Genomic DNA, 26,466 nt, shown 5'->3' on the forward strand with positions numbered 1-26,466 from the left:
ATGTGTTTACACATCATATTTATCATTATTGTTCAGGCCTTTGCACAATGTCAGAAAGTTCCGTAATAACTGATGACCTTGCTCAGTTAATATGGCCTCAGGATGAAATTGCACCCCATGCACAGCCAGCTTTTTATGCGACAGAGCCATGATTTCCGGGCTATCTGCTTCAGTCCAGGCTTCAATACTAAAATCATCAGGCACCGAATCTTTTTCAACCACCAAAGAGTGATAGCGAGTCACACTCAAGGGGTTATTCAAGCCTTTAAACAGGCCTTCTTCTCTGTGCTTAATCAGCGAATTTTTGCCATGCATCACAGTTTTAGCCCGCACCACTTTAGCGCCAAAAGCCTGGGCTATTGCCTGATGCCCCAGGCAAACCCCTAATATAGGAATTTGTCCGGCAAAATGCTGAATGGCAGCCAGCGATATTCCGGCCTGATCAGGACTACAAGGACCTGGTGATATCACCAGGCTAGAAGGCCGGATAGCCGCAATTTGCGTCAGGCTGATTTCATCATTACGACGCACCAGCACCTGCTCACCTAATTCAGCAAAATACTGAACTAAATTGTAGGTAAAAGAATCGTAATTATCTATCAATAAAATCATAACAATCCGGCTTTTAAAGCACTATTATCAATCAAACCCAAGGTTAGTTAGCCAGGTAAGACAAAACCTACAGCGTCATAGACTTTCTCAAGTGTGACTGAAGCACGGGCTCTTGCCTCTGCTGCACCTTGTTTTAATACCTGATTCATCAGGCTCTGATCCTGACGAATTTCATGGAATTTGGCCTGCACTGGTTCTAATAACGCAATCACGGCATCAGCCACGTCGCCTTTTAAATGGCCATACATTTTGCCTTCATACTCAGCAACCAGACTGTCAATCGGCTTCCCAGTCACACCACTTAAGATGCTCAGCAGGTTGGCAACACCGGCTTTGTTTTCCAGATCGTAAGTGACACGAGGAGGATCCTCTGAGTCTGTCATGGCCTTTTTGAATTTTTTGCTGATCATCTTCGGATCTTCCAGCAAACCAACAAAATTCCATGGGTTCTCATCCGACTTCGACATCTTTTTCGTCGGCTCCTGCAAACTCATTACCCGCGCTGCAACGTCAGGAATATAAGGTTCTGGCACAGTAAAAATGTCGCCATGCAAAGCATTAAAACGAGTGGCGATGTCACGGGCCAGTTCCAGATGTTGCTTCTGATCATGGCCGACCGGAATTTGGTGGGCGTTATAGATCAGAATATCAGCCGCCATCAGCACAGGATAAGTAAACAAACCAGCATTTATGTTATTGGCATGGCGTTCAGATTTATCTTTAAACTGCGTCATACGGCTTAATTCGCCAAACTGGGTATAGCAATTTAAAATCCAGTTCAGTTGACTGTGCTCCGGCACATGAGACTGCATAAAGACGCTGGAGCGGTTTGGATCTATACCACAAGCCAGATACAAAGCCAGACTGTCGAGCGACGCATTACGCAGCGCAACAGGGTCCTGACGCACTGTGATGGCATGCAAATCCACAATGCAGTACAAACAGTCGTAGTCGTCCTGCATCCTGTCCCAATGGCGCAAGGCCCCCAGATAATTGCCTATGGTGAGCTGACCTGAAGGCTGAGCACCACTTAAAACTATAGGTTTAGCTGTTGGGCTATTGGATTTTGACTCTGACATCTATCTTTCCTGTTCTAAACTACAAATGGCATCTGGCAGCGAGGAAAAAGACTCCAACACCAGATCCGGCTGACTATGCGCAATGGATTGGCCGTGATTATACCCATAGCTCAGCGCAATAACAGGCATACCAGCGGCACGGGCAGCAAATATATCGTTTTCCGAATCACCCACCAGCAAAATATCTGTAACCTGAAGTTGCTGCTGTTCTGCAAGTGCCAGCAACATCTGCGGATCAGGTTTGGCTTTAGCCACGTCATCTGCACACCAGATAGCTTTAAAAAAGCGCCCGATCCGCAAATGTTCTAACAAAGGTTCGGTAAACTGCCGTGGTTTATTGGTGACCAAAGCCAGGGGATAACGCTCACTTAGCTGTGCTAATACTTCAGGCACCAGATCAAATAAGCGGGTTGCAGAGCCGTTGCTTTGTTGGTAAAAATCAATAAACAACTGCTGTGCAGTTTCAAATTCAGCTGCATCGCAACTGCCGGGTTCAAGCCTGCCTGTTAGTGCTCTTTTAATCAGCATCGCCATGCCGTTGCCAAGCCAATGCTGCACTTGCATCAGACTAACCTGCGCTTTGCCAAGCCTAGCCATCATCTGATTTAATGCGGCTAAAATGTCAGGAGCGCTGTCGACTAAAGTGCCATCTAAATCAAAGGCTAATAACTGAAAAGGCTGCACTAGTTCACTCCAGCCAGTTCAGCTCTCATCTGATCAATTACTTTTTGATAATCGCTCTGGCTGAAAATAGCAGAACCGGCCACAAAAGTATCAGCGCCTGCTTCTGCTATCTCGCGGATATTTTCTACCTTCACACCGCCATCTATTTCCAGCCGAATGGGTAACCCACTTTGGTCGATGATCTGTCGGGCCTGTTGCAGCTTCTTTAAGGTTGCGGGAATAAAAGACTGACCGCCAAACCCCGGGTTGACCGACATCAACAGCACTAAGTCCACTTTATCCAGTACATAGTCTAAGTAACTTAATGGAGTGGCCGGATTAAACACCAGACCCGCCTTACAGCCGTGTTGACGAATAAGCTGCAAAGTACGATCGATGTGTTTCGACGCTTCAGGATGAAAACTAATGATCGAAGCACCAGCATCAGCAAAAGCAGGTACCAGAGTATCGACGTTTTCCACCATCAAATGCACATCGACAGGAGCTGTTACACCATAGTTACGCAACGCACTGCAAATCATCGGACCAAAAGTTAAATTTGGCACATAGTGGTTGTCCATCACATCAAAATGCACAACATCGGCTCCGGCTTTTAACACACGAACGACGTCTTCACCCAGGCGAGCAAAATCTGCGGATAAAATTGACGGAGCAATCCAGTTTGGTTGACGCATCTGATCTCCAAAAGGCAGTTGTAATAACGCAAGGCCCAGACTTTACTGAATCATTAAGAAAAAATCATCTTTGTCGGCAAGGCGTTCTGCACGAAAATCAAGCAACAACGCACCGTTTTTGCACATAAATAATAAAACACTCTGGCACATTTTAACTATCCAATTGATTTACATAGAAATAAAGCAATGGCATAAAAAATGGACTGTATTGATGGGAACTAATAGATAAGGGCAAATAAAATGACAAAAAAAGTAACACTGGGATCAAAAGCAACAAGTAAAACAATTCGCCGTAGCCTCGTAGCATTACTCATTGCAGGCAGCAGTTTCGGTGTAGGTGCGGCAAGCCTGACAGGCAACGTAGCCTTGACCTCTGATTATTTATTCCGTGGTATCTCTCAGACGGATGAAGGCCCGGCTGTGCAGGGTGGTTTTACATTAAGCGGTGAATCAGGCTTTTATTTGTCAACCTGGGGTTCAAATATTAAATTTGGCGAAGGCAGCATGGAGCTGGATATTCTGGCTGGCTGGACCGGTGCCTTAAACGACAGCTGGAATGTGGACGTTGGCGTGATGCAATACCGCTATCCAAAAGGCGACAATGCGGTTGATGAATTTAACTTCTACGAAGGTTATGCCAAGTTCTTCTATGACAGCTGGACTTTAGGTGTAGCTTATTCACCTGACTATTTTGGTACTGGTGTCGATGACTATTACTACCTGTCTGCAGACTACAAATACAGCCTGGTAGAAAACATCGCATTAGATTTACACTTTGGCTACAACGCTTTTGAAGACGAAGCCGAGTTTGAAACCTTTTTAGCCGCGGGTCCTGTTGGTAGCGATACTTACATAGACTGGAGCATCGGCTTCAGTACTGAAGTCTTAGGTGCAGGCGTGTCTCTGAAGTATGCTGATACGGATATCGACGGTTCAGCAGAATGTAATTTATGTGACGGTCGTGCAGTGCTGACCTTAAGCAAAACCTTCTAAACCGTGCAAACAGGGCAAAATCTAAGTTTTGCCCTGTTTATTCAACCCACTGTAGTAAAAAGCTGGTATAAAAAGTGACTTTTGTCACTACTCTGTGAAGTTATAAACTTGTAACTTGTAGTCAACTTGAGTATTATCCAGCACATAATTCAACCAGTTGAGGTTCATATGAAGCAGCTAGCATCCCGCAAAATAATGCCCGTTTTGGTCGTTAGTTTGTGTATTGGTGTTTTTGCTTATAACCATAAGAGCGCAACGACTGAGTTATGTCAGGCTTCAGTGCAAGCCGATCCATCTAAGCCCCTGGTTATCACTTCATTATGCAAACCATCTCAGCAAAGTTGGTTTAGCTGGCTGCAAGGCAACAGCCGCTCCACTCAGTTTCATTTCGTCGATTTACTGGAGTTACTGAATCGTTTTGACCACAGAGGTTAAAATGGCAAAAGCCCCTGGCTTTAAGCAAGTACTCAAAGCTGTATTCGGCGCTATTGTTGGAGTTCAATCTGAACAGCAACGGCAACAAGACTTTCAGACAACAGTCATCTGGCCTTATTTAGTTGCCGGAATTTTTGCTGTCGTGGCTTTTGTAGTGCTATTACTACTGCTGGTCAGCTGGGTTGTAGAACGCTGATCCTTTGTTGCGTATAACGCAAACAGCTCTGCGACTTTTCCACGCGTTGCGCCTTTCTGACTAATAGAACGCCCTACCTGAATAGACGTCAGTTGTGCTTTTTCATACAGCTTACGGGTTAAAGTTGTGTCGTGATTACTGATCACCACACTGATACCGCGGCTTTGGCAGTTTTCCGCCAGATTCGCCAGTTCAGCCTGATCATCCAAATCAAAACTGTTTTTCGCATAAGAGGTAAAACTGGCTGTACGGCTCAGTGGTACATAAGGTGGATCACAATACACCACTGCTGGTGAACTGATTTGCTGCATCAACGCATTGTAATCCATACAAACAAACTTGGCTTTTTGCGCCTTTTCGGCAAAAAACCATAGCTCAGCTTCAGGAAAATACGGCTTTTTATAGCTACCAAAAGGCACGTTAAATTTACCACTGCTGTTGTAACGGCATAAACCGTTATAACCATGGCGGTTTAAATACAAAAACAACAAAGAGCGCTGATAGCTGTCTGTACTCTGATTAAATTGTTCTCTGAAAGACAAATAGCTGCTTTTTTCGTTACTGCTTTGCACAAACAAACTTCTGGCATCCGCGATAAAACGAGCGGGCTGATTCTGCAATAACTGGTACAAATGGATTAAATCAGCATTGATATCGTTCAGCAGATACTCTGGATAATCTGTGTTTAAAAACACTGAACCAGCCCCAACAAAAGGCTCCACCAATAAAGGTGCCTTTGGCAGCTGCTGTGAGATAGCATCAACTAAATTGTATTTGCCGCCAGCCCATTTCAGGAAAGCTCTGGACTTCTTTAGCATACACAAGCCATATGTGAGCTCTGCAGCTGTGTGAAATTAGTTCGCATTGGCTGAGCGGATCTCTCGCTGAATATCGCTTAATGGTTTTACAAAAGGAGTTTGTTGTCTTAACTCTTCCGGTAAAGACTTCACCTGTTGACGCGCCGCACCACCATTGACATAAGAGGCCGACACCACCACGAACTGGGTTTTGCCTTGCTGCTGACGTTTGTAAAGCTGCAGGTTTAAACTAGAGTATTGCTGCAGAAACTTTTTCGCAGCAGCTTCCTGTGAAAACACCCCAAGCTGAATAGCTACTGTATCAGGCAACATCCCCAGTAAAGCGGCAGAATCATGCCCTGCGGAACTTGTTGCCGGGCTAGCAGCTGGAGCTGATTCCGGAAGCGTCTCCGGAACAATATCTGCTGCATCCGCAGCCATTTCTGCCACTAAATCATTTTGCTCAGATGCAGCCTCAGCCGGAGTCGGTTTTACAGACACTTCTGCAGCAGGCTCTGGCTCAGTAACCACTGGAGCTTCTTCACCAGGTGCAGGCAGCGCAGGGATCACAGGCTGCTCGCGCATTGGCTCAGATTCAATAGTCATAGAGATCATTTTCTGTTGTGGCAAACCGTTGTCATCTTTTACTACTTCCTGTTGTATCGTCATGCTGGCGCTATCTGTATTCTTCTCCATCGCCATTTGAGGTAAACCCTGATCAACAATAGAGTCTTGTGTCGCATTCGAGGTCTTTGCCGTTGTATTGGCAGAGGATGGAACTTCAGGTTTGATCTCGACTGTAGGCTCAAATTGCCGATCTTTTTCTAAACGAGCAGCTGCACTTGTATCCGTTGAGGCAGGATAATAAGGCACTATATCGTCAGCTACAGGGTGGCGGAACTGCTGTTCAGTCCACAACCAGAACATCACTACAGCTGCAATCAAGCCAAAACCAATACTCATCACTAAAAAGGGTGAAAAGAACTGGCCTGAAGCCTGTTTCGCTGCTTTTCGCTCTTCCGTAGCGCCACTGCGGTAATCAGTACGTTGCTCAGTTTCAATCGAAAACGACGGTTGCTCATCTGCCGTATCTATAGCCCGCAGACCTAATGGGTCGTCTCTGCCGCTTAAGTCAAAACCTGAGTCTGCTGCGCTTACAACAAAAGCCGGAGCTTCTCTGTCTTCCCGTGCCGAAAACGCCAGTGGAGAAGTGGCAACTTCTGGTTTTTGTTTGGGAATACCAGCTGTTTTACGGGGTGGATTGGCATTCAGACCATGCAGTAACAAATGCAGATCACCAGCACAATCTTCAATACGCTCGCGCTGTTCGCGGCCCTGTAAATTGTATGGCGCCAATAATTCGGCGGCTTCGTCTTCAGTAAAAGCCGGAATATTCATCGCAAGGCGAATATCACTTTTAGCTTTTAAGCTGCTGACAAACACACTGACAGGCAGTTGCTGTAGCAGTTGCCAGCTCTCTTCATTGAGTTGATCCGCGTCATCAACCAGCAACAGGTATTGTTCTGATTTACTCAACTGAGCGACAAAATCAGTCAAAGTACGAGGCATAGATGCAGAACCGACCCATTGCTGCTGCAATACTTTTAACACATCAACAGGAGCCAGGCCTATATCTGCCTGTAACAAGGCTACGTTAAACTGCTCAGAGCAAATTTCAGCTAAAGTCAGGATCAGCGTAGATTTGCCACTACCACTTGATCCAATCAGTTGTAAGCGATCAGGTTGGTTAAACTCCAGTTGCAACAACAACCGTTGCAGTAACTGACGCTGAGAGGCTAAAAGGCCTGAATGTTGCGCTAAGCGCTGTTGCAGAGCTTGTTTACTCATATGCTGAAGATAGCCATTAGTTCTTGTTCGGTCACATCATCGACTATTGCACTTTGTCCTAAGGAGGTCGGAACGATAAAGCGCATTTTGCCTGCCTGTACTTTTTTATCGGTTTTCATATAGGGCATAAAATCTGCGATCTTCATTTGCACAGGAGGCGCTACAGGCAAATTAAAAGCAGACAATAAGCGAATGATACGTTGTAACTCGTCGCAACTGACATCACCACGGCTCACCGCTAGTTGTGTGGCCATCACCATACCTACGGCCACAGCCTCACCGTGTAACCAGTGGCCATAACCCAGAAAGGCTTCAATAGCATGGCCAAAGGTATGGCCTAAATTGAGTAAAGCCCGTTCGCCCTGCTCTGTTTCATCGCGGCTGACAATGTCGGCTTTCATCTGGCAACAATGGCGGATCATTTCACCTAAGACTGCAGGTTGCAGTTCACGGATCGCCTGCTGATTTTGCTCCAGCCAATTGAAAAATGCCAGATCGCTGATTAGTGCATACTTGATGACTTCCGCCATACCAGCTGCGAATTCTGAGGCAGGTAGAGAGCTTAAAACAGCAGTATTAATCAGTACCAGATCAGGTTGCTTAAAAGCACCAATCATATTTTTACCCAGCGGATGGTTCACTGCGGTTTTGCCACCCACCGAAGAATCCACCTGAGACAACAAAGTGGTAGGAATTTGAATAAAACGCACGCCACGCTGGTAACAAGCGGCAACAAAGCCGGTCAGATCGCCTATCACTCCGCCACCTAAAGCCACCAGCAACACATCACGGTTAATCTTTTGCTCAAGCAAAAAGGACATCACCTGCTCAAAAGATTGCAGCGTCTTGTAGGCTTCGCCATCAGGTAAAATAAAGGAATGAACGACAGAGTCGGGAAATAATGCAGTGACAGCAGGCAAATATAACCCTGAAACCACTGGATTAGAAATAATTACCACCTGACGGGCTTGAGGTAAGTAGTCCGTCAGAGGCAGGGTAAATAAATGGGGGCTGATCAGGATAGGGTAGCTGCGCTCTCCAAGTTGTACTGCAACTTTTTGCATCAACAGCTCTCCTTATATCCCTGAAAAGTTATCTCAAACTAGAAACCAAGTTGTTCAACGATTTGATTCGCCACTGAACGGGCACTTTGCTCGTCTGTGCGCACGGTAAAGTCTGCAATCTCTTCATACAGAGGATTACGCTCAGCCGCCAGACGTTCCAGCACCTCTTTTGGTGCTTCTTCGGTTTGTAACAACGGACGTCTTTTGTCACGTTGAGTACGAGCCACTTGTTTCTCTATAGGGGTTTCTAAATAAACCACTATGCCACGCGCGGATAAACGGTTGCGGGTTTCTTTGCTCAGTACTGAGCCACCGCCAGTCGCCAGTACTATGCCTTGTAATTCTGTTAAGTCCGAGATCACGTTTTCTTCGCGAACACGGAATCCCTCTTCGCCTTCCAGATCAAATACCCAGGCTATATCTGCACCAGTGCGGCGTTCAATTTCCTGATCTGAGTCGTAGAATTCGAGATGAAGCATGTCTGCTAAATGACGGCCAATTGTACTTTTGCCTGCACCCATTGGGCCTACCAGGAAGATATTGCGTTTTTCTGCCATAGTTCGTAATGCTGCTGCGCTAACTTAGAAGGTTAATTTCAGGACCCGAAAGCTCCCACGAAAATTTGAAGCGGTGAATTATGTCAGTAATAGCCTTGGCTTGGCAAGCGAATTTTCTGCCGGAGCCTGCGTCAGCTCCGGCCTTGCTTTGGATCCTGCTACAAGCTTTCGGTCAGTATTTTTGGGGTGACGAAAATCAATAATTCAGTTTTTTCATTAAAGTCATTACGGCGTTTAAACAAATTTCCTAAATAAGGAATGTCGCCAAAAACCGGTACTTTTGAGGTGGTGTTGGTCATCTGTTGCTGGTAGATGCCACCCAAGACCACAGTAGCGCCATTATCGACCAGCACCTGGGTCTGGATACGTTGCGTATCTATCGCCTGAGCTGGGCCATTGCCTGTCGATACAGTTTCGCCGCGAGTGTCCTGAGTGATCTCCAAATCCAGAATAATTTTATTGTCCGGCGTAATTTGTGGTGTCACTTCAAGGCTTAATACCGCCTTTTTAAAAGTAACGGTCGTGGCACCGCTGCTGGAAGCCTCCAGGTAAGGAATTTCAGTGCCCTGCTCTATCCGGGCTTTTTTCTGATTGGCCGTGGTAATACGTGGGCTGGCAATGATTTCACCCTTGTTTTCCTGCTCCAGCGCTGACAGTTCCAAATCCAGCAAAGTGCCATCGGCAAACTTAGTGACATGAAAAGCTATACTACCCGCCGGATTGGCGACAGGTAAGTTCACATTCCATCGGTCAGTTAACGAAGGTACTGTACCGCCCGCCAGATTATTAGCACCAGGCGCTGTACCAGACCAGGCCCTGTCATTTTGCTGGTCACTGAAGCCCCAACGTAAACCAATCTCGTCCCGCACATTGTCTTTGACTGTGACCATACGGGATTCAATCAGCACTTGTTTTACCGGCACATCCAGCCGACGCAGCAAACGCCGTACATTTTCGATCGTGGTCGCGGTATCTTTTACCAATAAAGTGTTGGTTCTATCGTCCACTGCCACATTGCCTCGGGCAGATAATAAGGTCGCGTCTTTGTTATTGAGCAAAGCGGCAATATCCGCAGCTTTGGCGTAGTTAATAGGCAAAAACTCGGACATCAAAGGTTCTAACTGCTCAACCTGCTGCAGAGCCTGCAGCTCTTTCGCTTCCCGTGCTGCCAGTTCGTCGGATGGCGCTATCATCAGAATATTGCCGTCCATACGTTTATCCAGCCCACGTACTTTCAGCACTATATCCAGCGCCTGATCCCAAGGCGTACCGTCCAGCCTTAAGGTGATATTGCCTGTCACTGAATCGCTGGTCACCAGATTAAAACCATTGTAATCAGCAATAATCTGCAACACAGTCCGAACCGGAATATCCTGAAAATTCAAAGAAATAGCCCTACCAACATACTGGCCAGTTGCAGCAGATTTGGTTTGTTCTGCAGATTTTTTCTGCACCACCAAATGAAAGACCTCGTCAATTTGCTGGTAGCTATAGGTGAAGGTATCAAGAGTTTCAATCACCAGCCTTGCTTTACTGCCTTCTCTGAAGGTTTCTATACCTTTAACCACAGTGGCAAAATCCAGCACATCCAGTTGATACAACAACTCATCGCTGATTTTCGTGTCATGAAAATCCAGCTGAATTTTGCCATTTTGTTCAATGACATCCACAGCAGCTGAATTTTGTTGCAGAAATACCAATACCTTAGCTTCACCTTGTTCACCACGGCGAAAATCTATTGAATCAATTTCATTAATAAAGTCCTTGCTGCCTTGTTGGGCTGCAACATTTCCCATCAGCACCATACAACACAGAGCTATAGCTTTACTAAAGTGGAGGAGCCTGCAGCTTGTTTTATTTTTTATCATCATTCAGGTCGCTCAGTTAGTTTCGGTTGCATCGGCGGATGCATCCAACAATTGCAATTTACTGTTCCGCTGCACAGTGCAACCGCTGCCATCAGGGATAAATTCTGTTATTTCAATATAGTCTGGCTTTACAGCAATCACCTTGCCATGAAATAAACCCAACCGGTCGTTGATAGTGATTCTGTGCATACTTTGATCGGATGCCTCAATCAACGCCCATAGCTGATCGGCATGGCCTAAAGTGCCGCGCATTTTTAAGTTATCAACAGCGTATTGCTCCAAAGCTTGTTTTTCGCGTTGATTGTCCAGTTGAATACAGCCGGGTTGATGCACAGGTAGTTGGTTATAAGCCTCAGGTGACGGCAAACTAAAAGGGCTGCGCAATTCTGAGCTGGTGTAAGGTAAGTGCTCAAAAGCTTTGACCGGAGGCAGAGGCGGAATTCTGGCACTGGAATTGGCTTTGACGTCTGCCATAAACTGTTGAATATCTGCGGTATCGTCAAAGCATCCGCTCAAAATCATCAAAGCTATAAACAGAGGTAAAGGAGCTCGTTTCATTTTTTCAGCTCCTTGTACCTGTAAGTCTTAGCTATCACGTTAAAGCTTTGGTTGCCCTCTTCCCTGCTTTGGATCACAAAATCGTGCAAACTGACAATACGGGGTAACTTGGCAATTTCACTGACAAAATTTCCAATCTGATGGTAGTCCCCTATCACCTCAATCTGAATTGGCAGTTCAGTGTAGAACTCTTTTTCAATTTCAGGCATCCAGTTTATACGGACAAAAGTCAGGCCCACTGAAGTACCGGCAAAGGTGATATCGTCCAGCATGCCCGGCGTTTCATGGGTTGCTGGCAACTGTTTTAATAAGGTGGAAAAGGTTTTTTCCATTTCCTGCATTTGTTGCAGGTACAACTCAAGATTGATTGCCTTCACATACTTGTTTTGATAATCAACTCTCAGTTCCAGCTCTTTTTGCTGCGCAATTTCAAGGTTCGTCACTTGAGCGTCAATCAGGAAAAAATAACTCAACACCATCACAACTAAAGCGACCAACAGAGCCAATGCGATTTTGCCGGCTCTGGGCCAGGCTCCCATGTTGTTAAAATCAATCTCTGAGACATCGATATCGGTTAAGTTGATTTTCAGGCTCATTTTTTCGCTCCGGTATTTTTTGCATTTTTGGCCGCACGCCCTGCCGGTTCAGGTGGTGGAAGTGGCGGTTCTGCTCCTATTAAACGTAAATGCATTTTGAAATCACTCAATAAGCCACTGTCTTCTTTACTGGCCTGAATAAACTCCAGCACAGGCTGAGTAAGTAAAGGAGACTGCTCAATCACCCGCAACAAGCTGGATAATCTGTTGTTCGACTCACTTTTGCCTGTGACCAGTAACCTGTTAAATTTTTTATCCATAGAGACAAGGTACACCCCGGCAGGTACGGTTTTGGCCACTTCATCCATAATTTGGGTACCAAGGTTTCTGCTGCGCTGCAGCTGCTCGATCAGCGACATACGCTGCTGCAAACCCGCTTTTTGTTTTTCTAACTCACGGATCTTGGCAATACGCTTGTCCAGTTGTTTTATTTCGGTCTCCAGCAAAGCATTGCGACTGATTTGCCCCTCAACCCGCGCCTGATACAACCAGTAAACAAAAAACATCAGCACAAAAGTCAGAACAGCAACCTGCGCCAAAACGCTTAGATAATTCAGTTGCTGTTGTTTGCGCGCGGCTTCACGCCATGGCAGCAGGTTTATTGATGCCATGAGTTAAAACTCCGCAATGCCAGACCGGTTGCTATCATCAGGCAAGGGGCTTTTTCTGTTAATTCCTGCCGGCTAACGCTAGTTGCTGACTCCATATGACGAAAAGGGTTAGCAACCACAGTTTGGATAGCCAGCTCGTCACTAATCAATTTGTCTATACCATCTAACAAACTGGTCCCCCCACTGACCAGTAAATAATCCACTTGATCCTTACCACTGGTGGTCAGGTACATCTGAATAGAACGGCGAATTTGTTGTAACAACATGGTTTGAAACGGAGCCAGCACTTCAAAGCTATAGCTTGGAGGCAAATCCGTCAGAATTTTCGCCTGTTCGGCCTCTTCGTAGGTTTTATTGTAATAATTCATAATGCTGCGACTGTAATGCTCACCACCAAAAGCTATGTCTCTGGTGTAGAGGTTTTTATCGCCTTCCACTATGCTAAGCAGCGTCATAGTGGCGCCTATATCCAATACTGCTACAACTTTTTCTGCCGCATCTTCTGGCAGTTGATCCAGACATAAAAGTGCAGCGCGACTTAAGGCTGAACTTTCGACATCTATCACTTTGGCAGTAAATCCGGCGGACTCCAGCGCGGTAACTCTTGCCTGAACACTTTCGGTGCGGGCTGCACTGAGTAACACATTGACTTTACTTGAGTCCGTTTCATTGGCTTCCAGCCGTTCAAAGTCTAAACTGACTTCGTTCAGCGGGTAAGGTATTAAACTATCGGCTTCCAATTCAATCTGACGGGCTAATTCAGCGTCTGTTAAACTGGCATCCATAAAAATCACTTTACTGATCACCAAAGAACCAGACACAGCAGCCGCCGCATACTTAATTGATTTATCTATCTTTTTTCTGATATTCAACAAAGCATGAGCGACAGCTTCAATATCCTGAATTTCGCGATCGACCATAGTGCCTTTCAGCATAGGTTCTATTGCAAAGGCTTCTACTTTATAATGCTGGTTGTGTTGGCTCAATAACACAGCTTTCACAGCATGTGAGCCGATATCGACCCCTAACATCAAGGTTTTTTTTGTTTGAAACAGCTGCTTTAGCATAGCGTCCCGTGCACAGGTCAATGATTTATATTGAACTTCTGTCAAGAGCTTAGTCGTTTCATACAAGATTGCGTAGGGTAGGCAAACAGCTTTTTAAAAAAAACAGACTAGCAGTCCCGCTAGATCCAAAAATATACATTGAGGTTAATCAGTGTCGTGGTTTAAAAAACTAATCATTCTGGTGATTGCAGGTGCTTTTTCCGTTGTAGCTTTGATTGCTGCGAGTTATTGGTATGTCAAAGATGACCTGCCAAGTGTAGCGACACTAAAAGATGTGAAGCTGCAAACACCTATGCGCGTTTTTAGTCAGGACGGTGAGCTTATTTCACAATTTGGTGAAAAGCGCCGTATTCCATTAAAACTGGAAGAAATGCCTGATTTACTGCTCAAGGCGGTGTTAGCAACTGAAGATAATCGCTTCTATGAACACCCTGGTATTGATGTCATTGGCATGTTCCGTGCGGCGACCGTAGTGGCATTCAGCGGTGAAGCCAAACAAGGCGCCAGTACCATTACTCAGCAATTGGCCAGGGTATTTTTCCTGACGCGTGAAAAAAAGCTGATCCGTAAAATCAAAGAAATCTTCCTGGCTTTGCGTATTGAACAAGAGCTGACCAAGGACGAAATTCTGGAACTGTATTTAAATAAAATCGAATTAGGCCAGCGCTCTTTTGGTGTCGGTGCTGCAGCACAGGTCTATTTTGGTAAAAACATCCAGGATTTAACTTTATCTGAAATCGCCATTATTGCAGGTTTACCACAAGGCCCTTCAATACTGAACCCGGTGCGTTCACCAAGCCGCGCCCGTGCCCGTCGTAATATTGTGCTGGGCCGGATGCTGAATGAAGGCTACATCACTCAGGCTCAGTATGATGAAGCGCTGCAGGAACCTATATTGTCCAAGCTGCACGGTGCTCAAATCACAGCCTCAGCCCCTTATATTGCTGAAATGGTGCGTCAGGAAGTGGTCGATAAATACGGCGAAGAAGAAGCCTACTCCAAAGGTTTTCAGGTCTTTACTACAGTCGATTCTAAATTGCAGGGCAAAGCTGTCGCTGCGGTACAAAAAAATGTCGTAGGCTATGACGAGCGTCACGGCTACCGCGGTCCTGTTGCAACTTTGTGGCAAGCCACACCAGAGCCACAACAAGATGGCTCAGTTAAATTTGTGGAAAAAGATCGTCTGAGCGATGAGGCTATTCTGGCTTATCTGGATACACAAGATGGTTTAGAAGACTTAATTCCTGCCGTGATCACTGAAGTTTCAGGTCAACAGGCACAAGCTATTTTATCTGGTGGCCGTAAAATCACCCTACCATGGCAAGGTTTAAACTGGGCCCGGGCTTTTATCAGCCACGACAGACAAAGCCATGCACCTAAAGCAGCAGCTGACGTGTTAGCGCCAGGTATGCATGTGCTGGTGCGTCCTGCAGCAGGCGAATGGCGTTTAGGCCAAATCCCCGGAGTCAGTGGCGCTATTGTGGCTATTAATCCAAAGGATGGTGCTGTACAAGCCTTAGTAGGTGGTTACAGTTTTGCTATGACACAGTTTAACCGTGCCACTCAGGCGAATCGTCAGGTCGGTTCAAACATTAAACCTTTTATTTATTCAGCTGCTTTGGAATCCAATCTTACGCTGGCAACTTTAATGAACGATGCGCCTATTCATGAATGGGATGAAGGTTCAAATCAGGCATGGCGGCCTAAAAACTCACCAGAGGTTTATGATGGAGCTATCCGTATCCGTGAAGCTTTGGCCAAATCGAAAAACGTGGTGGCAGTGCGTTTATTAAGGGCCGTAGGTATAGAAAAAACCCGCCAGCATCTGACGAAGTTTGGTTTCAGAGAAAAAGATTTACCTCACAGTGAAACTCTGGCTTTAGGCTCAGCATCATTAACTCCGCTTGAACTGGCGACAGGCTACGCGGTATTTGCGAACGGCGGCTATTTGGTGAAGCCTTATGTCATTACCAAAATTCTGGATGATCAGAACAACCTGATCTTCGAGCATGTGCCTGTGCCAGTTTGTTCCGACTGTGAACAACAAGACTTAGCAGCCAAAGCTGCTGCGGAACAAGCGGCAAAAGAAGCTGCAGCTTTGGCTGAAACGGCCGATTCTGAAGCTCAGCTCGAAGCTACCTTTGCAGAGCAAACAGCACCCACTGAACAAGCTGCGCCTGCAGAGGCCCCAGCTTATGCTCCGCGGGTTTTATCAGCACAAAACTCCTTCTTAATTGCTGACGCCCTGAAAAGCTCAATCTGGGGTGGCGGTGACTGGAAAGCAGGCACAGGCTGGCTTGGTACTGCGCATCGGTTACGAGAGTTAAAGCGGCAGGATTTATCAGGTAAAACCGGTACTACCAACGATGTGAAAGACGCCTGGTTCTCTGGTTTTTCACCTGATTTGGTGGTGACATCCTGGGTTGGTTTTGATGATGCTGAAAGCCGCTTAGGTAAAACAGCCTGGAATAATAATCTGGGTAAAGATCAGATCGCTGGCGGTGAGTCGGGTGCGAAAACCGCATTACCGGCCTGGCAGGATTTTGTCGGTTTTGCCTTAAAAGACAAACCGCAAGTTTTTGTGCAACCACCTGTAGGTATTACCTCTGTGCGGATTGACCTTAAAACAGGTTTATTAACTCAGGCAACTGATAACAGCAGTGGTTTTGAGTTTTTTATTCAGGGTACAGAACCTAAAACTTATACCAATTCGTCGGTACAGCAGCTGCCAACGCAGAATAATCAGCAACAACAGGAAGAAATCGAGCTGTTCTGATCACAGTCTGTCTGTTGGATGCAGTGAAAGGCCGCTTTTAAGCGGCCTTTTTTATGTCAGCTCTGGCAACTATTTATATCTGCTTACAACTACAACTGAATTTTCTGTGCTGAAACAAGTCTGAAAAGAACTAACCGTAGTTCAAGGACTTCTATAAATGAATACTAAAGGTTTATTGGATCAGTTGCTCAAGGCCGGTTCTGATCTGATGCAGCAGAAATCAGCGTCACAGAGTTCCCATCAATCATCTGCCACCTCTTCTGTCAGCAAATTAATGTCAGGTTTTGGTGGAGGGGCGCTGTCTGGTGGTGCTTTAGCTATGTTGCTTGGCTCGAAAAAAGGCCGCAGCCTGGGCGGAAAAGTTATCACTTATGGGGGCTTGGCAGCTTTGGGCTTGCTTGCATACAAAGCTTATGGCAACTGGCAACAGCAAAACAAAGGTAAAGTTGATCAGCACGAACCACAAACAGTGGATCGCTTGCCCGCTCCGGAGGCTGAGCAGCACAGTAACGCCATATTAAAAGCGCTGATTGGAGCTGCCAAAGCAGATGGTCATATTGATCAGCAAGAGCGCGAGTTGATCGACAGTGAAATCGCCAAACTGACATCGGACTTCAGCCTGCAGCGCTGGTTTGATCAGGAATTGGCCAAAGCTTTAGATCCAGCCGATATCGCAAGTGCAGCCAGCACGCCAGAAATGGCGGCTGAGATGTATCTGGCCAGCTTATTGGTGATTAACGAGCAAAACTATATGGAAGGGGCTTATCTGCAGGAACTGGCTCGTCAGCTGAAACTGCCGGTTGAGCTTAAAGCTGAACTGGAGTTTCAGGCCAAGCAGGCTTTAGCCGCATAACTTTTGGCGGCGCTAAAAAGCAAAAAAGCCGGATCGATAATCCGGCTTATTCATTTGGGTCAAATCAACTCAGAGTGCTTCAAACCAGACTTTAGTGGCGTCTAAAGCTTCTTTGACTCTATCAGGACTGGTGCCTGCCAAAGATGCACGTTTTGCCAGACCTGCTTCAATGGTCAGGGCTGCAAAAACATCCTCGCTGATCAAAGGCGAGACCTGCTGCATTTCGGCTAAAGCTAAAGCTTCCAGTGGTTTTTGCTGTTTCGAAGCGACCAGCACCAGCTCACCGGATAACTCATGGGCGTCACGGAAAGCAATACCCTTACCGACCAGATAATCGGCCAGATCGGTAGCGTTGCTGTAACCAAGCTCTGCAGCTAAACGGCAACGTTCTACATTGACCGATAAATGCGGCAGTACAGTCGCCAACACCAGCAGGCATTGTTGCCAGCTCGCCATCAAATCAAAAAAGCCCTGCTTGTCTTCTTGCATATCTTTGTTGTAGGCCAGAGGCAAACCTTTAAGTACATGCAAAATAGCCACTAAATGGCCCAGCACCCGGCCAGTTTTACCACGCAATAACTCAAAGACGTCCGGGTTTTTCTTCTGTGGCATCAGCGATGAACCACTGCTAATCGCATCACCCAGCTTAAAGAAAGCGGCTTCGCCTGAACAGAAGAAGATCACATCTTCAGATAAACGCGATAAATGCGTCATACACAAAGAGGCGGTAGCTGACAGCTCAACTACATAATCCCGATCCGACACTGCATCTAAGCTATTCAGCGCGGCTGATTTAAAGCCTAAACGCTGGGCTAACGCAGTGCGGTCAATTTGAATGCCAGTGCCTGCTAAAGCACCACAGCCTAAAGGACAAACGTCCAGCCGCGCTAAAGCATCATCAATACGGCTTAAATCCCGTTTAAACATTTCGATGTAAGCCAAAGCCCAGTGACTGACCAGCACAGGCTGAGCCCGCTGCAGGTGGGTAAAGCCCGGCATCACAGCACCAAAATGCGCATCAGCAAAAGTGACAAGGGCACCAATGGCATTGATTAAAGTACTGCGCACCTGAGTGGCATTTAGTTTGGTCCACAAACGCAGATCTGTAGCCACTAAGTCGTTACGGCTGCGGCCTGTGTGCAGCTTCTTGGCGACTACACCAATTTTTTGCTGTAACTGAGCTTCCACCCAGCTGTGAATATCTTCTTCCTGAGTCTGCAGTGGCAGCTTAGGGTTAGATTCCAAGGCTAAAGCTAAATCTGCCAACGCATGATCCAGCTGCTCTGCTTCGGCTGCTGTAATAATGCCAGCTTCGAGCAAACCTATGGTCCAGGCACGGGAGGCCTGAATATCCTGTTGCGCCAGCAGATAATCAAAACTTAATGAGTCATTAAATTCACTGAACTCGGCCAGACTGGCTTCGGTAAACCGACCACCCCACATCGCCATGATTGATACCCCAAAACTTGAAAAAAGAAACGGTTTATATACCCGAGTTACTTGAAGATGCAGGGAGGCGACAAGCCAGTGAGACCCCAGGAGCATAGTTAACCTATGTGACTGGGGCGAAATGGCGCAGTCAACAAAGCTGCAACTTCAAGGACGACGGGTATAGCTGAGCCGTCTTAATGCTCAGAACAATTAACCTTTGCTATGTAAAGCACGAATACGGCTGGCTAAGCTATACAGGCGGATAAAACCTGCCGCATCTTTTTGGTTGTACACTTCATCGCCTTCAAAAGTCGCAAAGGCTTCAGAATACAAGCTGTTTGTAGAACGGCGTTGCGTCACAGTGACGTTGCCCTTGTACAGCTTAACAACAATGTCACCTGTCAGTTGGTCGGCTAAAGAAGTAGCAGCAGCTAACAAGGCATCTTTTAGCGGCGTGAACCAACGGCCATCATAAACCAGCTGAGCAAACTCTAAGCCCACTTCTTCACGGTATTTCAGTGAAGTACGGTCATAGACCAGAGACTCCAACGCACGCAATGCCGCCACTAAAATAGTGCCGCCAGGTGTTTCGTAACAGCCACGGGATTTCATGCCCACTAAACGGTTTTCAACGATGTCGATACGACCTACACCGTGCTCTGAACCAATAGCGTTCAGTACTTCAATAGCTTTGACCGGAGCTACGGATTCACCGTTTATTTTGGTCAACTCGCCTTTTTCAAAACTCAATTGAATATGTTCAGCTTTATCCGGCGCCTGCTCTGGAGATTTAGTCCACATCCAGATTTGATCGGACGGCTCATTCCATGGGTTTTCAATCTCGCCACCTTCGTGCGAGATGTGCCATAAGTTGGCATCACGGCTATAAATTTTGGTAGCTGAAGCTGTGGTTGGTACATTTTTCTCAGCCAGGTAATTGAGCAGTGACTGACGAGAGTTAAATTGCCATTCACGCCATGGCGCTATCACTTTTAACTGCGGCGCTAAGGCGGCAAACGCACCTTCAAAACGCACCTGATCGTTACCTTTACCAGTACAGCCGTGGCATAAGGCATCAGCACCTAATTTCAGCGCCAGCTCAACCTGAGCACGGGCAATCACAGGGCGTGCCATAGAAGTACCCAGTAAATACTGGCCTTCATACACAGCACCTGTTTTTAACGTCGGATAAATCACTTCTTTGATCAGTTCTTCACGCAGGTCGACCACGTAGCACGAGCTTGCGCCTGACTTAATGGCTTTTTCTTCCACACCTGCCAGTTCTTCTTCACCCTGACCTACGTTAGCCACAAAAGCTATAACCTCACAGTCATAGTTATCTTTTAACCAAGGCACAATGGCTGATGTGTCTAAACCACCTGAATACGCTAACACTACTTTTTTGATACTCATGTCCAACCTCAACTAAATAAACTGACTAATACTGCATTCTGAGCGTGCATACGGTTTTCCGCCTGCTGCAACACTAACGAATTATCACTGTCCAGCACTTCGCTGGTCACTTCATGCCCACGATGTGCAGGCAGGCAGTGCATAAAATGTTTGACGGCTAAACGCTGCATCACTGCAGTATTGATCTGGTAAGGAGCAAACAGGTTCTCAACCAGTTTAGGGTCGGCCTTAGCCCCCATCGACAACCAGGTGTCGGTGTAAATAGCGTCCGCACCAGCAGCAGCTGACACATGCTGACTTAAGGTCAGTTTAGCGCCGCTTTTTTCTGCTATAGCCTGAGCTTTTAACAATACATGAGCATCAGGACCAAAGCCTTGTGGTGTGACCACAGTCAGTGTCATGCCCATAATAGCGGCACCTAACATCAGCGAATGACAGACATTGTTACCGTCGCCGACAAAAGCCAGATGCACTTTGCTTAAATCGCCATAATGCTCTTTTAAGGTCAGTAAATCCGCCAGCGCCTGACAAGGATGGTACAAATCGCTCAGTGCGTTAATCACTGGTTTTTTGCTGCTTTGTGCCAGTTGCACTAATGTTTTCTGAGAATAAACCCGAGCCACTATGGCATCACACCAACAGGCCAGGTTACTACCAAAATCTTCCACTGATTCGCGTACGCCCATAGCTCCGTTTTGCTGATCCAGATAGACACTGTGACCACCTAATTTATTGATCCCTACATCAAAGCTGACTCGGGTTCGCAAAGAAGGTTTTTCAAACAATAAGGCAATGCTTTTGCCTTTGAGTGCAGAGCTATACTGCTCTGGGTTTTGTTTGATCTGAAGCGCAAGCTCCAGCAGGTCTGATAATTGCTTCTGGTCTAATTCAGCTAAACATAAAAGCTGGGTTAATTTACTCATAAAAACACACTGCATGTCCGCTAGGCGGCATCCTTATCGTTGCAACAGGCTCAGCTTCTGTTGGACTCAACAGGGTATCAGGCGCTGTTTTGTTTCGGGATCAATACACGATGCAAGTTCCTACTGCTTCTTGTTGCATCAACTTTAATAAATCGTCCGGATGCTGCCATCCTGCCACTGTAATATTACGTTTCAGTGCCTGGGCTGTTTCGAGCGCTGCATCCAGTTTTACTTTCATGCCACCTTTAATCACACCATCTGTGACCAACTGCTGCGCTTCTGCTGCAGTTAAGGTTGGTATGAGCTGCATATTGGCATCCAAAATGCCAGGCACGTCGGTCAGTAAAACCAGTTGGCCCTGCACCAGCTGACAAATAGCAGCCGCTGCAATATCAGCGTTTACATTTAACAGCTGACCTTCGGCACTTAAACCAATGGAGCTGAATACAGGAGTAAAGCCCTGAGCTAACAAAGTAGTCAATAACAGTGGGTTACCTGCTTTGGCTATACCCACAGCACCCAATTTATGATTGATGTCAAACTCCAGGCTGCCGCCGGCAGCCAGGCTTAACCCCACAGGATTTAAGCCCTGTAATGTGGCACGGGCCACCATATCAGCGTTGACTGCGCCATCTAAAGCACCGGTGATCACAGGCATTTGTTCTGCTGGAGATACACGCTGGCCATCAATTTTCTGAGTAGCGAAACCAAATTTTGCCAGCCACTGATCCACCTGATCGCCACCACCATGCACCAGCACGATCGGATACCGGGTTTTCAGCTCTGCACAGACTTTTAATAAGGCATCTAAAGCGGCCTGATCCTGCAATAAACGCCCACCCATTTTAAGTACTAAAGGTGTCTGGCTCATTCTGCAGCTCCTGCAAATAAACCCGCGGTTTCAGGTGCACCAAATTTGATGTTTGCAGCCTGCATCGCCTGTGCTGCAGCACCTTTGAGCAAGTTATCAATAGCGGACACAATAACCAGTTGCTCACCATCTTGTTGCCAGTGGATATCACAAAATGGCGTGCCAGCCACATCAGCCACATTAGGTGAATGTTTCACTAAACGTACTAATGGTTTAGCTGCATAGGCCTGCTGGAACGCAGCAGAAACTTGCTCTGCTGTGACACCTGACTTTAAAGTCACTACGCTGGTGGCCAGAATGCCACGCTTGAAGTTGCCTAAATGTGGAGTAAACACCACTTTTCGGCCTAAATTCTGTTCAATCTCTGGTCTGTGTCTGTGCTTAAAGAAGCCATAAGCATTTAAGCCGACTTCACAAAAGGAGGTGTTTAATGCGGCTTTACGGCCTGCACCTGACACACCGCTGGTGGCATTGATCACAGGAATACAACCGTCGGCCACCAAACCTGCTTTTAATAAAGGCAATAACGCCAGTGAGCAGGCCGTTGGGTAACAGCCTGGCACGGAAACCAGCTGTGGCAACGGCTTATCTAACCATTCCATTAATGAATACACAGCTTGATCCAGCAGTTCCGGATGCTGATGCTCATAGCCATAATATTTCGGATACAAAGCCGGGTCTTTTAACCGGAAAGCGCCGGATAAATCAAACACAGCTATGCCTTTGGCCAATAATAAAGGCGTAACAGCTTCACTGGCCTCGTGCGGTAAAGCTAAAAAGGCTACATCCAGTTTGTCAGCCAGTTCTTCCACTAAATCGTCTGTCCACGGCTGTACCTGGATATCTACAACGCCCTGATAACGTGGATATAAATTAGAAAAAGGCTCAGCAGCGCGGCCAGCGGAAGCAAAAGCGTAACTCAACTCAAAATACGGGTTCCGTGCCAACATAACGGCCAATTCAGCGCCGCTGTAGCCGGCAGCACCTAACACAGCGCTGCGCAGTTTGGTGGTAGAGGAAGTGGATTGAGTGGACATAGGTCGCTGAGTCTCCGAAAACAAAAATAATAAATTAAGGCCACGCCAAAAAAGAGTGGCCAGTGTAGTGGCTTCGCCATGCAGTTTCAAGAATTATTATGCTGAATTAGTGAATTTTTATTTTATTTAATTCATAAATCCAAACAAGCATCAGATCCACTGCAGAAAGACCACAGCTTAGACCAAAATGACCCAAGGCAGAAGACTGTGTTAAAGATTGGCTCCTATCAAAGACCCACAGCTTCGCCCTGAGGATCGATTTTCTGACCCGGCAGGCTATTCAGCGCATCAGCTAAGCTTGAATAAAAACTCAAAATACCAGGCAAAGGTTGCACTTTGGCTTTGGCCAGAGTTTTTAGCGGTTGAAAGGTAAGGTCCGTTACCAGTAAATGAATGCCCTGCTTTTGTGCCAGACTCACCAGTTTGGTAAAAGCAGAAAGCCCGCCAGCGTCCATTAAAGTCACAGCATCCATCACTAAAATAGCGCCTTGCTGTTGCCTAAGTTTGACCGACAGCTCACCAAAGACCCGGTCTGCAGCGGCAAAAAACAAAGGACCGCTGATCCGAAATGCTTTCCAGCCCTCGGGCAAAGGCTCAGACAGGTATTTGCTGTTATGGCTGATATCCGCGACCCGGGTCATATCCGCCACTTGCTTCACAAAGAAAAATGCAGCGATGACCATGCCACAGCTGATGGCAATGACCATATCAAACAGCACAGTACAGCCAAAACAAATCAGGAAAATAATAATGTCGTTACGGGGCGCTGTTTTTAACAGATGCACAGCTTTAGGCGCTTCACTCATATTCCATGCCACAACCAACAACAAAGCAGCCATAGCGGCCATAGGTAAATAAGCCAATACAGGCGCCAGCACCAGCAAAGCCAATAACACCACTAACGCATGAACCATAGCGGCGATAGGCGACTGAGCACCAGAGCGCACATTGGCAGCGGATCGGGCTAAAGCCGCAGTGGAGGTAAAACCTCCTAAAAAAGGCGCCACTATATTGCCTATGCCCTGACCTAATAATTCGCTGTTCGCGCTGTGTCTGCGTCCTGTCATGCCATCTAAAACTACAGCGCACAATAAGGATTCAATAGCACCTAACATCGCCATCGCAAAGGCCGCCCCAATTAAATCCTTCAGCATCTGAGTGCTGAACTCTAAGGCGTGACCATCAGGGCCTGGCTGCAACCAGGGCCAGCTGAATTCGGGTAACACAGCGGGAATGCCCTGCCCTAACGAGCCATCTGGCAACAGATAACTAAATCGACTGCCAATGCTATCCAGCTCCAGCCCAAATTGTGCCAACGCCATGGCTAAGCCAGTTGCTATCAAAATTGCGGGTAAATGCGGCGGCAGAGGCAGTTTGAGTTTTGGCCACACTAGCATTACAGCTAAAGTAACAGCAGCCACCAGCAAGGATGGCCAATGCAGATCAGGCAAGGCCAAAGACAATTGCTGTAGTTTTTCCAGATAATGTTCTGACATTTTGTCTATCGGTAAACCCAACACATCTTTGATTTGCAAAGTGGCGATCACCACTGCAATGCCGCTGGTAAAACCTAAAGTAACAGCTTCCGGTATATATTCGATAAAGCGGCCAAAACGCATAGCGGCCATGATGATCAGCATCACACCAGACAAGATAGTGGCCAGCAGTAAACCCGCCAGACCATAACTTTGCGCCACAGGATAGAGAATCACGACAAAAGCTGCAGTAGGCCCACTGATGCTGTAGCGCGACCCGCCAGTCAGGGCAATCAGAAAACCAGCAATAATGGCGGTATATAACCCGTATTGTGGCGGTACACCACTGGCGATCGCCAGCGCCATCGCCAGTGGAATGGCGATAATGCCCACTGTAATACCGGCCATCAGGTCCAGCTTAAAAGTACCAAAACTGTACCCTTCAGCCAGAGATTCCCGCAGCGCATGACCAATACGCAAAGAAAATAAATAAGAGCGGTGCGACATCTGAATCCGTCCGGTAGCAAAACACAAGGTGAGTGTAACTAAGTTTAGCGACTAAGGTATTGATGTAACGTAAAGATTCAGCCCTTTGGGACTAAAGTATAGGAGTAGACACTTTGATAGCTCACGCCCAGCACTGAGCTGACGGAATGATACAAAGCCACTTCTGTACAAAGTAACTCCAGAGGCGGCGCAGGCTGGGGAAACATAGCGGCTGACTGAAACTTACGGGCCAAAGTTACATGAGGCACAAAGTGCTCTGGCTCTGGCACTGGCGCATGCAGATATGGCAAAGCCAGTTGCTGCAACTGCTGTTGTAGTGCCATCAAAGCAGAGTCGGGATTTGAGACCCCCAGATACAAAATTTTTGCCTTGCTGAACTGATGATACTGATCAAAACAGAGTTCAACTGGAGGATGTTCGTGAAGCAGTTCCAGGCTTTTTGACCATAACTCTTGTTGTGCAGTTACAGCTTGCTGGCCTAAAAACACCAAGGTCAGATGCAGGTTGTCGACTGAATGCCACTTGGCATCAGGCCAGAGCCCTGGCTGCTGATAAGTATGCAGCAGCCTTTGTTGTGCCGGGCTGAACTTCAGACTTAAAAAACATCTGTCATCCAGCGTTGCCCTGTTTTCAGGCACTCACAGCCTGAGGCCGTACCCCTAATAAGTGACAAATAGCGTAGGTCAATTCACTACGGTTTAAGGTGTAGAAGTGGAAATGATTCACGCCTTCACGGCTTAACACTTTCACCATTTCCATGGCTATATTGGCTGCCACCAGGTTACGGGTAGTAGCGTCCTGCTCTAAACCTTCATACGCCTTGTTCATCCAACCCGGTATAGCCACATTGGTCATAGTGGCGAATTTCTGCAATTGCTGGAAGTTAGTCACAGGTAAAATGCCTGGTACTATCTCCACATCTATACCTACAGCAGCGCAGCGGTCGCGGTAACGTAAGTACTTTTCCGGGTCAAAAAAGAACTGGGTAATAGCGCGTGAAGCACCGGCATCCACTTTGCGTTTTAAGTTCAGTAAATCAAACTGAGCGTTGGGTGATTCCGGGTGTACTTCAGGGTAAGCTGCTACAGAGATATCAAAGTCAGCCACTGAACGCAGGATCTCTACCAGATCGGCCGCATACAAAGCTGGCTTCTCTTTATTGCCCGGCGGCAAGTCACCACGCAGCGCGACAATATGGCGAATACCATTGTCCCAGTAGTCTTTGGCAATACGCTCAAGTTCAGCACGGCTGGCATCGACGCAAGTTAAATGCGGCGCCGCTATTAGGCCGGTGCGCTGTTTAATGGACTTAATAATGTCATGGGTACGGTCACGTTCGCCCGAATTGGCGCCATAAGTCACAGACACAAAAGATGGCGCCAAAGGCGCTAAACGCTCGATGGATTGCCATAGCGTATTTTCCATCTGTTCGGTTTTTGGCGGAAAAAACTCAAAACTAACGTTCACCTTGCCTGCCACATCCTGCAGGTTGCGGTTCATGGATTCGACATATTGTGCGCTGACAAAAGACATATTATTTC

General features: G+C 46.8%; 26 protein-coding genes. 5 read left to right on the top strand and 21 right to left on the bottom strand.

Annotated features, from left to right (window positions below; all coding sequences use genetic code 11):
• Positions 1–6 precede the first annotated feature (6 nt).
• The 4 genes from EK374_RS16510 to rpe are packed head-to-tail and all read right to left on the bottom strand — an operon-like array spanning position 7 to position 3,049.
• Positions 7–612, bottom strand: coding sequence for an anthranilate synthase component II (locus EK374_RS16510; RefSeq protein WP_127025645.1), 606 nt, complete (start codon positions 610–612; stop codon positions 7–9).
• A 47-nt stretch (positions 613–659) separates the two neighbouring features.
• The gene (gene trpS / locus EK374_RS16515; protein ID WP_127025646.1) at positions 660–1,691 is read right to left on the bottom strand and encodes a tryptophan--tRNA ligase; all 1,032 of its coding nucleotides are present in this window, start codon (positions 1,689–1,691) and stop codon (positions 660–662) included.
• Positions 1,692–2,375: a phosphoglycolate phosphatase gene (locus EK374_RS16520; protein WP_127025647.1), complete on the bottom strand. Its 684-nt coding sequence runs from the start codon at positions 2,373–2,375 to the stop codon at positions 1,692–1,694.
• Complete coding sequence (rpe, locus tag EK374_RS16525) at positions 2,375–3,049, bottom strand: ribulose-phosphate 3-epimerase (protein WP_127025648.1); 675 nt, start codon at positions 3,047–3,049, stop codon at positions 2,375–2,377. The genes EK374_RS16520 and rpe overlap by 1 nt, the downstream gene beginning before the upstream one ends.
• 240 nt (positions 3,050–3,289) lie before the next feature.
• On the opposite strand from rpe, the gene EK374_RS16530 reads away from it, so the two are divergent.
• The 3 genes from EK374_RS16530 (at position 3,290) to EK374_RS21165 (ending at position 4,673) form a co-directional block, all read left to right on the top strand.
• Positions 3,290–4,042, top strand: a complete 753-nt coding sequence (locus tag EK374_RS16530) for a TorF family putative porin (protein ID WP_127025649.1) — start codon at positions 3,290–3,292, stop codon at positions 4,040–4,042.
• Positions 4,043–4,210: 168 nt separating this feature from the next.
• Positions 4,211–4,477 carry a hypothetical protein gene (locus EK374_RS16535; RefSeq protein ID WP_127025650.1) on the top strand — a complete coding sequence of 89 codons (267 nt, stop codon included), beginning with the start codon at positions 4,211–4,213 and terminating at the stop codon, positions 4,475–4,477.
• Between the two features lies 1 nt (position 4,478).
• Positions 4,479–4,673 (top strand): DUF2970 domain-containing protein, encoded by a 195-nt coding sequence (locus EK374_RS21165; RefSeq protein WP_127025651.1) that lies wholly within the window; start codon positions 4,479–4,481, stop codon positions 4,671–4,673.
• Here the strand turns inward: EK374_RS21165 and EK374_RS16545 are convergent.
• From EK374_RS16545 to EK374_RS16585, 9 genes are all read right to left on the bottom strand, one after another.
• Positions 4,592–5,491: a Dam family site-specific DNA-(adenine-N6)-methyltransferase gene (locus tag EK374_RS16545; RefSeq protein ID WP_127025652.1), complete on the bottom strand. Its 900-nt coding sequence runs from the start codon at positions 5,489–5,491 to the stop codon at positions 4,592–4,594. The genes EK374_RS21165 and EK374_RS16545 overlap by 82 nt on opposite strands.
• A 36-nt stretch (positions 5,492–5,527) precedes the next feature.
• Positions 5,528–7,318 carry an SPOR domain-containing protein gene (locus EK374_RS16550; RefSeq protein WP_127025653.1) on the bottom strand — a complete coding sequence of 597 codons (1,791 nt, stop codon included), beginning with the start codon at positions 7,316–7,318 and terminating at the stop codon, positions 5,528–5,530.
• Positions 7,315–8,382, bottom strand: coding sequence for a 3-dehydroquinate synthase (gene aroB, locus EK374_RS16555; RefSeq protein ID WP_127025654.1), 1,068 nt, complete (start codon positions 8,380–8,382; stop codon positions 7,315–7,317). The genes EK374_RS16550 and aroB overlap by 4 nt, the downstream gene beginning before the upstream one ends.
• 38 nt (positions 8,383–8,420) lie before the next feature.
• Positions 8,421–8,939: a shikimate kinase AroK gene (gene aroK, locus EK374_RS16560; RefSeq protein WP_008900467.1), complete on the bottom strand. Its 519-nt coding sequence runs from the start codon at positions 8,937–8,939 to the stop codon at positions 8,421–8,423.
• A gap of 158 nt (positions 8,940–9,097) precedes the next feature.
• The gene (locus EK374_RS16565) at positions 9,098–10,735 is read right to left on the bottom strand and encodes a type IV pilus secretin PilQ (protein WP_233280269.1); all 1,638 of its coding nucleotides are present in this window, start codon (positions 10,733–10,735) and stop codon (positions 9,098–9,100) included.
• Between the two features lie 84 nt (positions 10,736–10,819).
• Complete coding sequence (locus EK374_RS16570) at positions 10,820–11,365, bottom strand: pilus assembly protein PilP (protein ID WP_127025656.1); 546 nt, start codon at positions 11,363–11,365, stop codon at positions 10,820–10,822.
• Positions 11,362–11,961, bottom strand: a complete 600-nt coding sequence (locus EK374_RS16575) for a type IV pilus inner membrane component PilO (protein WP_127025657.1) — start codon at positions 11,959–11,961, stop codon at positions 11,362–11,364. The genes EK374_RS16570 and EK374_RS16575 overlap by 4 nt, the downstream gene beginning before the upstream one ends.
• The gene (locus EK374_RS16580) at positions 11,958–12,572 is read right to left on the bottom strand and encodes a PilN domain-containing protein (protein WP_127025658.1); all 615 of its coding nucleotides are present in this window, start codon (positions 12,570–12,572) and stop codon (positions 11,958–11,960) included. The genes EK374_RS16575 and EK374_RS16580 overlap by 4 nt, the downstream gene beginning before the upstream one ends.
• On the bottom strand, positions 12,560–13,639 hold the full coding sequence (locus tag EK374_RS16585) for a pilus assembly protein PilM (RefSeq protein WP_127025659.1): 1,080 nt from the start codon (positions 13,637–13,639) through the stop codon (positions 12,560–12,562). The genes EK374_RS16580 and EK374_RS16585 overlap by 13 nt, the downstream gene beginning before the upstream one ends.
• Before the next feature lie 151 nt (positions 13,640–13,790).
• On the opposite strand from EK374_RS16585, the gene EK374_RS16590 reads away from it, so the two are divergent.
• The gene (locus tag EK374_RS16590; RefSeq protein WP_127025660.1) at positions 13,791–16,415 is read left to right on the top strand and encodes a penicillin-binding protein 1A; all 2,625 of its coding nucleotides are present in this window, start codon (positions 13,791–13,793) and stop codon (positions 16,413–16,415) included.
• A 157-nt stretch (positions 16,416–16,572) separates the two neighbouring features.
• Positions 16,573–17,268: a tellurite resistance TerB family protein gene (locus tag EK374_RS16595; protein WP_127025661.1), complete on the top strand. Its 696-nt coding sequence runs from the start codon at positions 16,573–16,575 to the stop codon at positions 17,266–17,268.
• 69 nt (positions 17,269–17,337) lie between these two features.
• Here the strand turns inward: EK374_RS16595 and argH are convergent, their stop codons facing one another.
• From argH to metF, 8 genes are all read right to left on the bottom strand, one after another.
• A complete protein-coding gene (gene argH / locus EK374_RS16600) occupies positions 17,338–18,717 on the bottom strand; it encodes an argininosuccinate lyase (protein WP_127025662.1) in 1,380 nt (459 codons plus the stop codon).
• A 192-nt stretch (positions 18,718–18,909) separates the two neighbouring features.
• Entirely contained in the window at positions 18,910–20,118 is a 1,209-nt protein-coding gene (locus tag EK374_RS16605; RefSeq protein WP_233280270.1) for an argininosuccinate synthase, read from the bottom strand.
• 2 nt (positions 20,119–20,120) lie between these two features.
• Complete coding sequence (locus tag EK374_RS16610) at positions 20,121–21,035, bottom strand: ornithine carbamoyltransferase (RefSeq protein WP_127025664.1); 915 nt, start codon at positions 21,033–21,035, stop codon at positions 20,121–20,123.
• 100 nt (positions 21,036–21,135) lie between these two features.
• The gene (gene argB / locus EK374_RS16615) at positions 21,136–21,906 is read right to left on the bottom strand and encodes an acetylglutamate kinase (protein ID WP_127025665.1); all 771 of its coding nucleotides are present in this window, start codon (positions 21,904–21,906) and stop codon (positions 21,136–21,138) included.
• Complete coding sequence (gene argC / locus EK374_RS16620; RefSeq protein ID WP_127025666.1) at positions 21,903–22,943, bottom strand: N-acetyl-gamma-glutamyl-phosphate reductase; 1,041 nt, start codon at positions 22,941–22,943, stop codon at positions 21,903–21,905. The genes argB and argC overlap by 4 nt, the downstream gene beginning before the upstream one ends.
• A gap of 227 nt (positions 22,944–23,170) precedes the next feature.
• Positions 23,171–24,925, bottom strand: coding sequence for a C4-dicarboxylic acid transporter DauA (dauA, locus tag EK374_RS16625; RefSeq protein ID WP_127025667.1), 1,755 nt, complete (start codon positions 24,923–24,925; stop codon positions 23,171–23,173).
• 77 nt (positions 24,926–25,002) lie between these two features.
• Positions 25,003–25,563, bottom strand: coding sequence for an RNA 2',3'-cyclic phosphodiesterase (gene thpR, locus EK374_RS16630; RefSeq protein WP_127025668.1), 561 nt, complete (start codon positions 25,561–25,563; stop codon positions 25,003–25,005).
• A complete protein-coding gene (metF, locus tag EK374_RS16635; protein ID WP_127025669.1) occupies positions 25,556–26,458 on the bottom strand; it encodes a methylenetetrahydrofolate reductase in 903 nt (300 codons plus the stop codon). The genes thpR and metF overlap by 8 nt, the downstream gene beginning before the upstream one ends.
• Between the last annotated feature and the right edge of the window lie 8 nt (positions 26,459–26,466).

Origin of the sequence: Rheinheimera mangrovi, from assembly GCF_003990335.1 — a bacterium.
Lineage (GTDB): Bacteria > Pseudomonadota > Gammaproteobacteria > Enterobacterales > Alteromonadaceae > Pararheinheimera > Pararheinheimera mangrovi.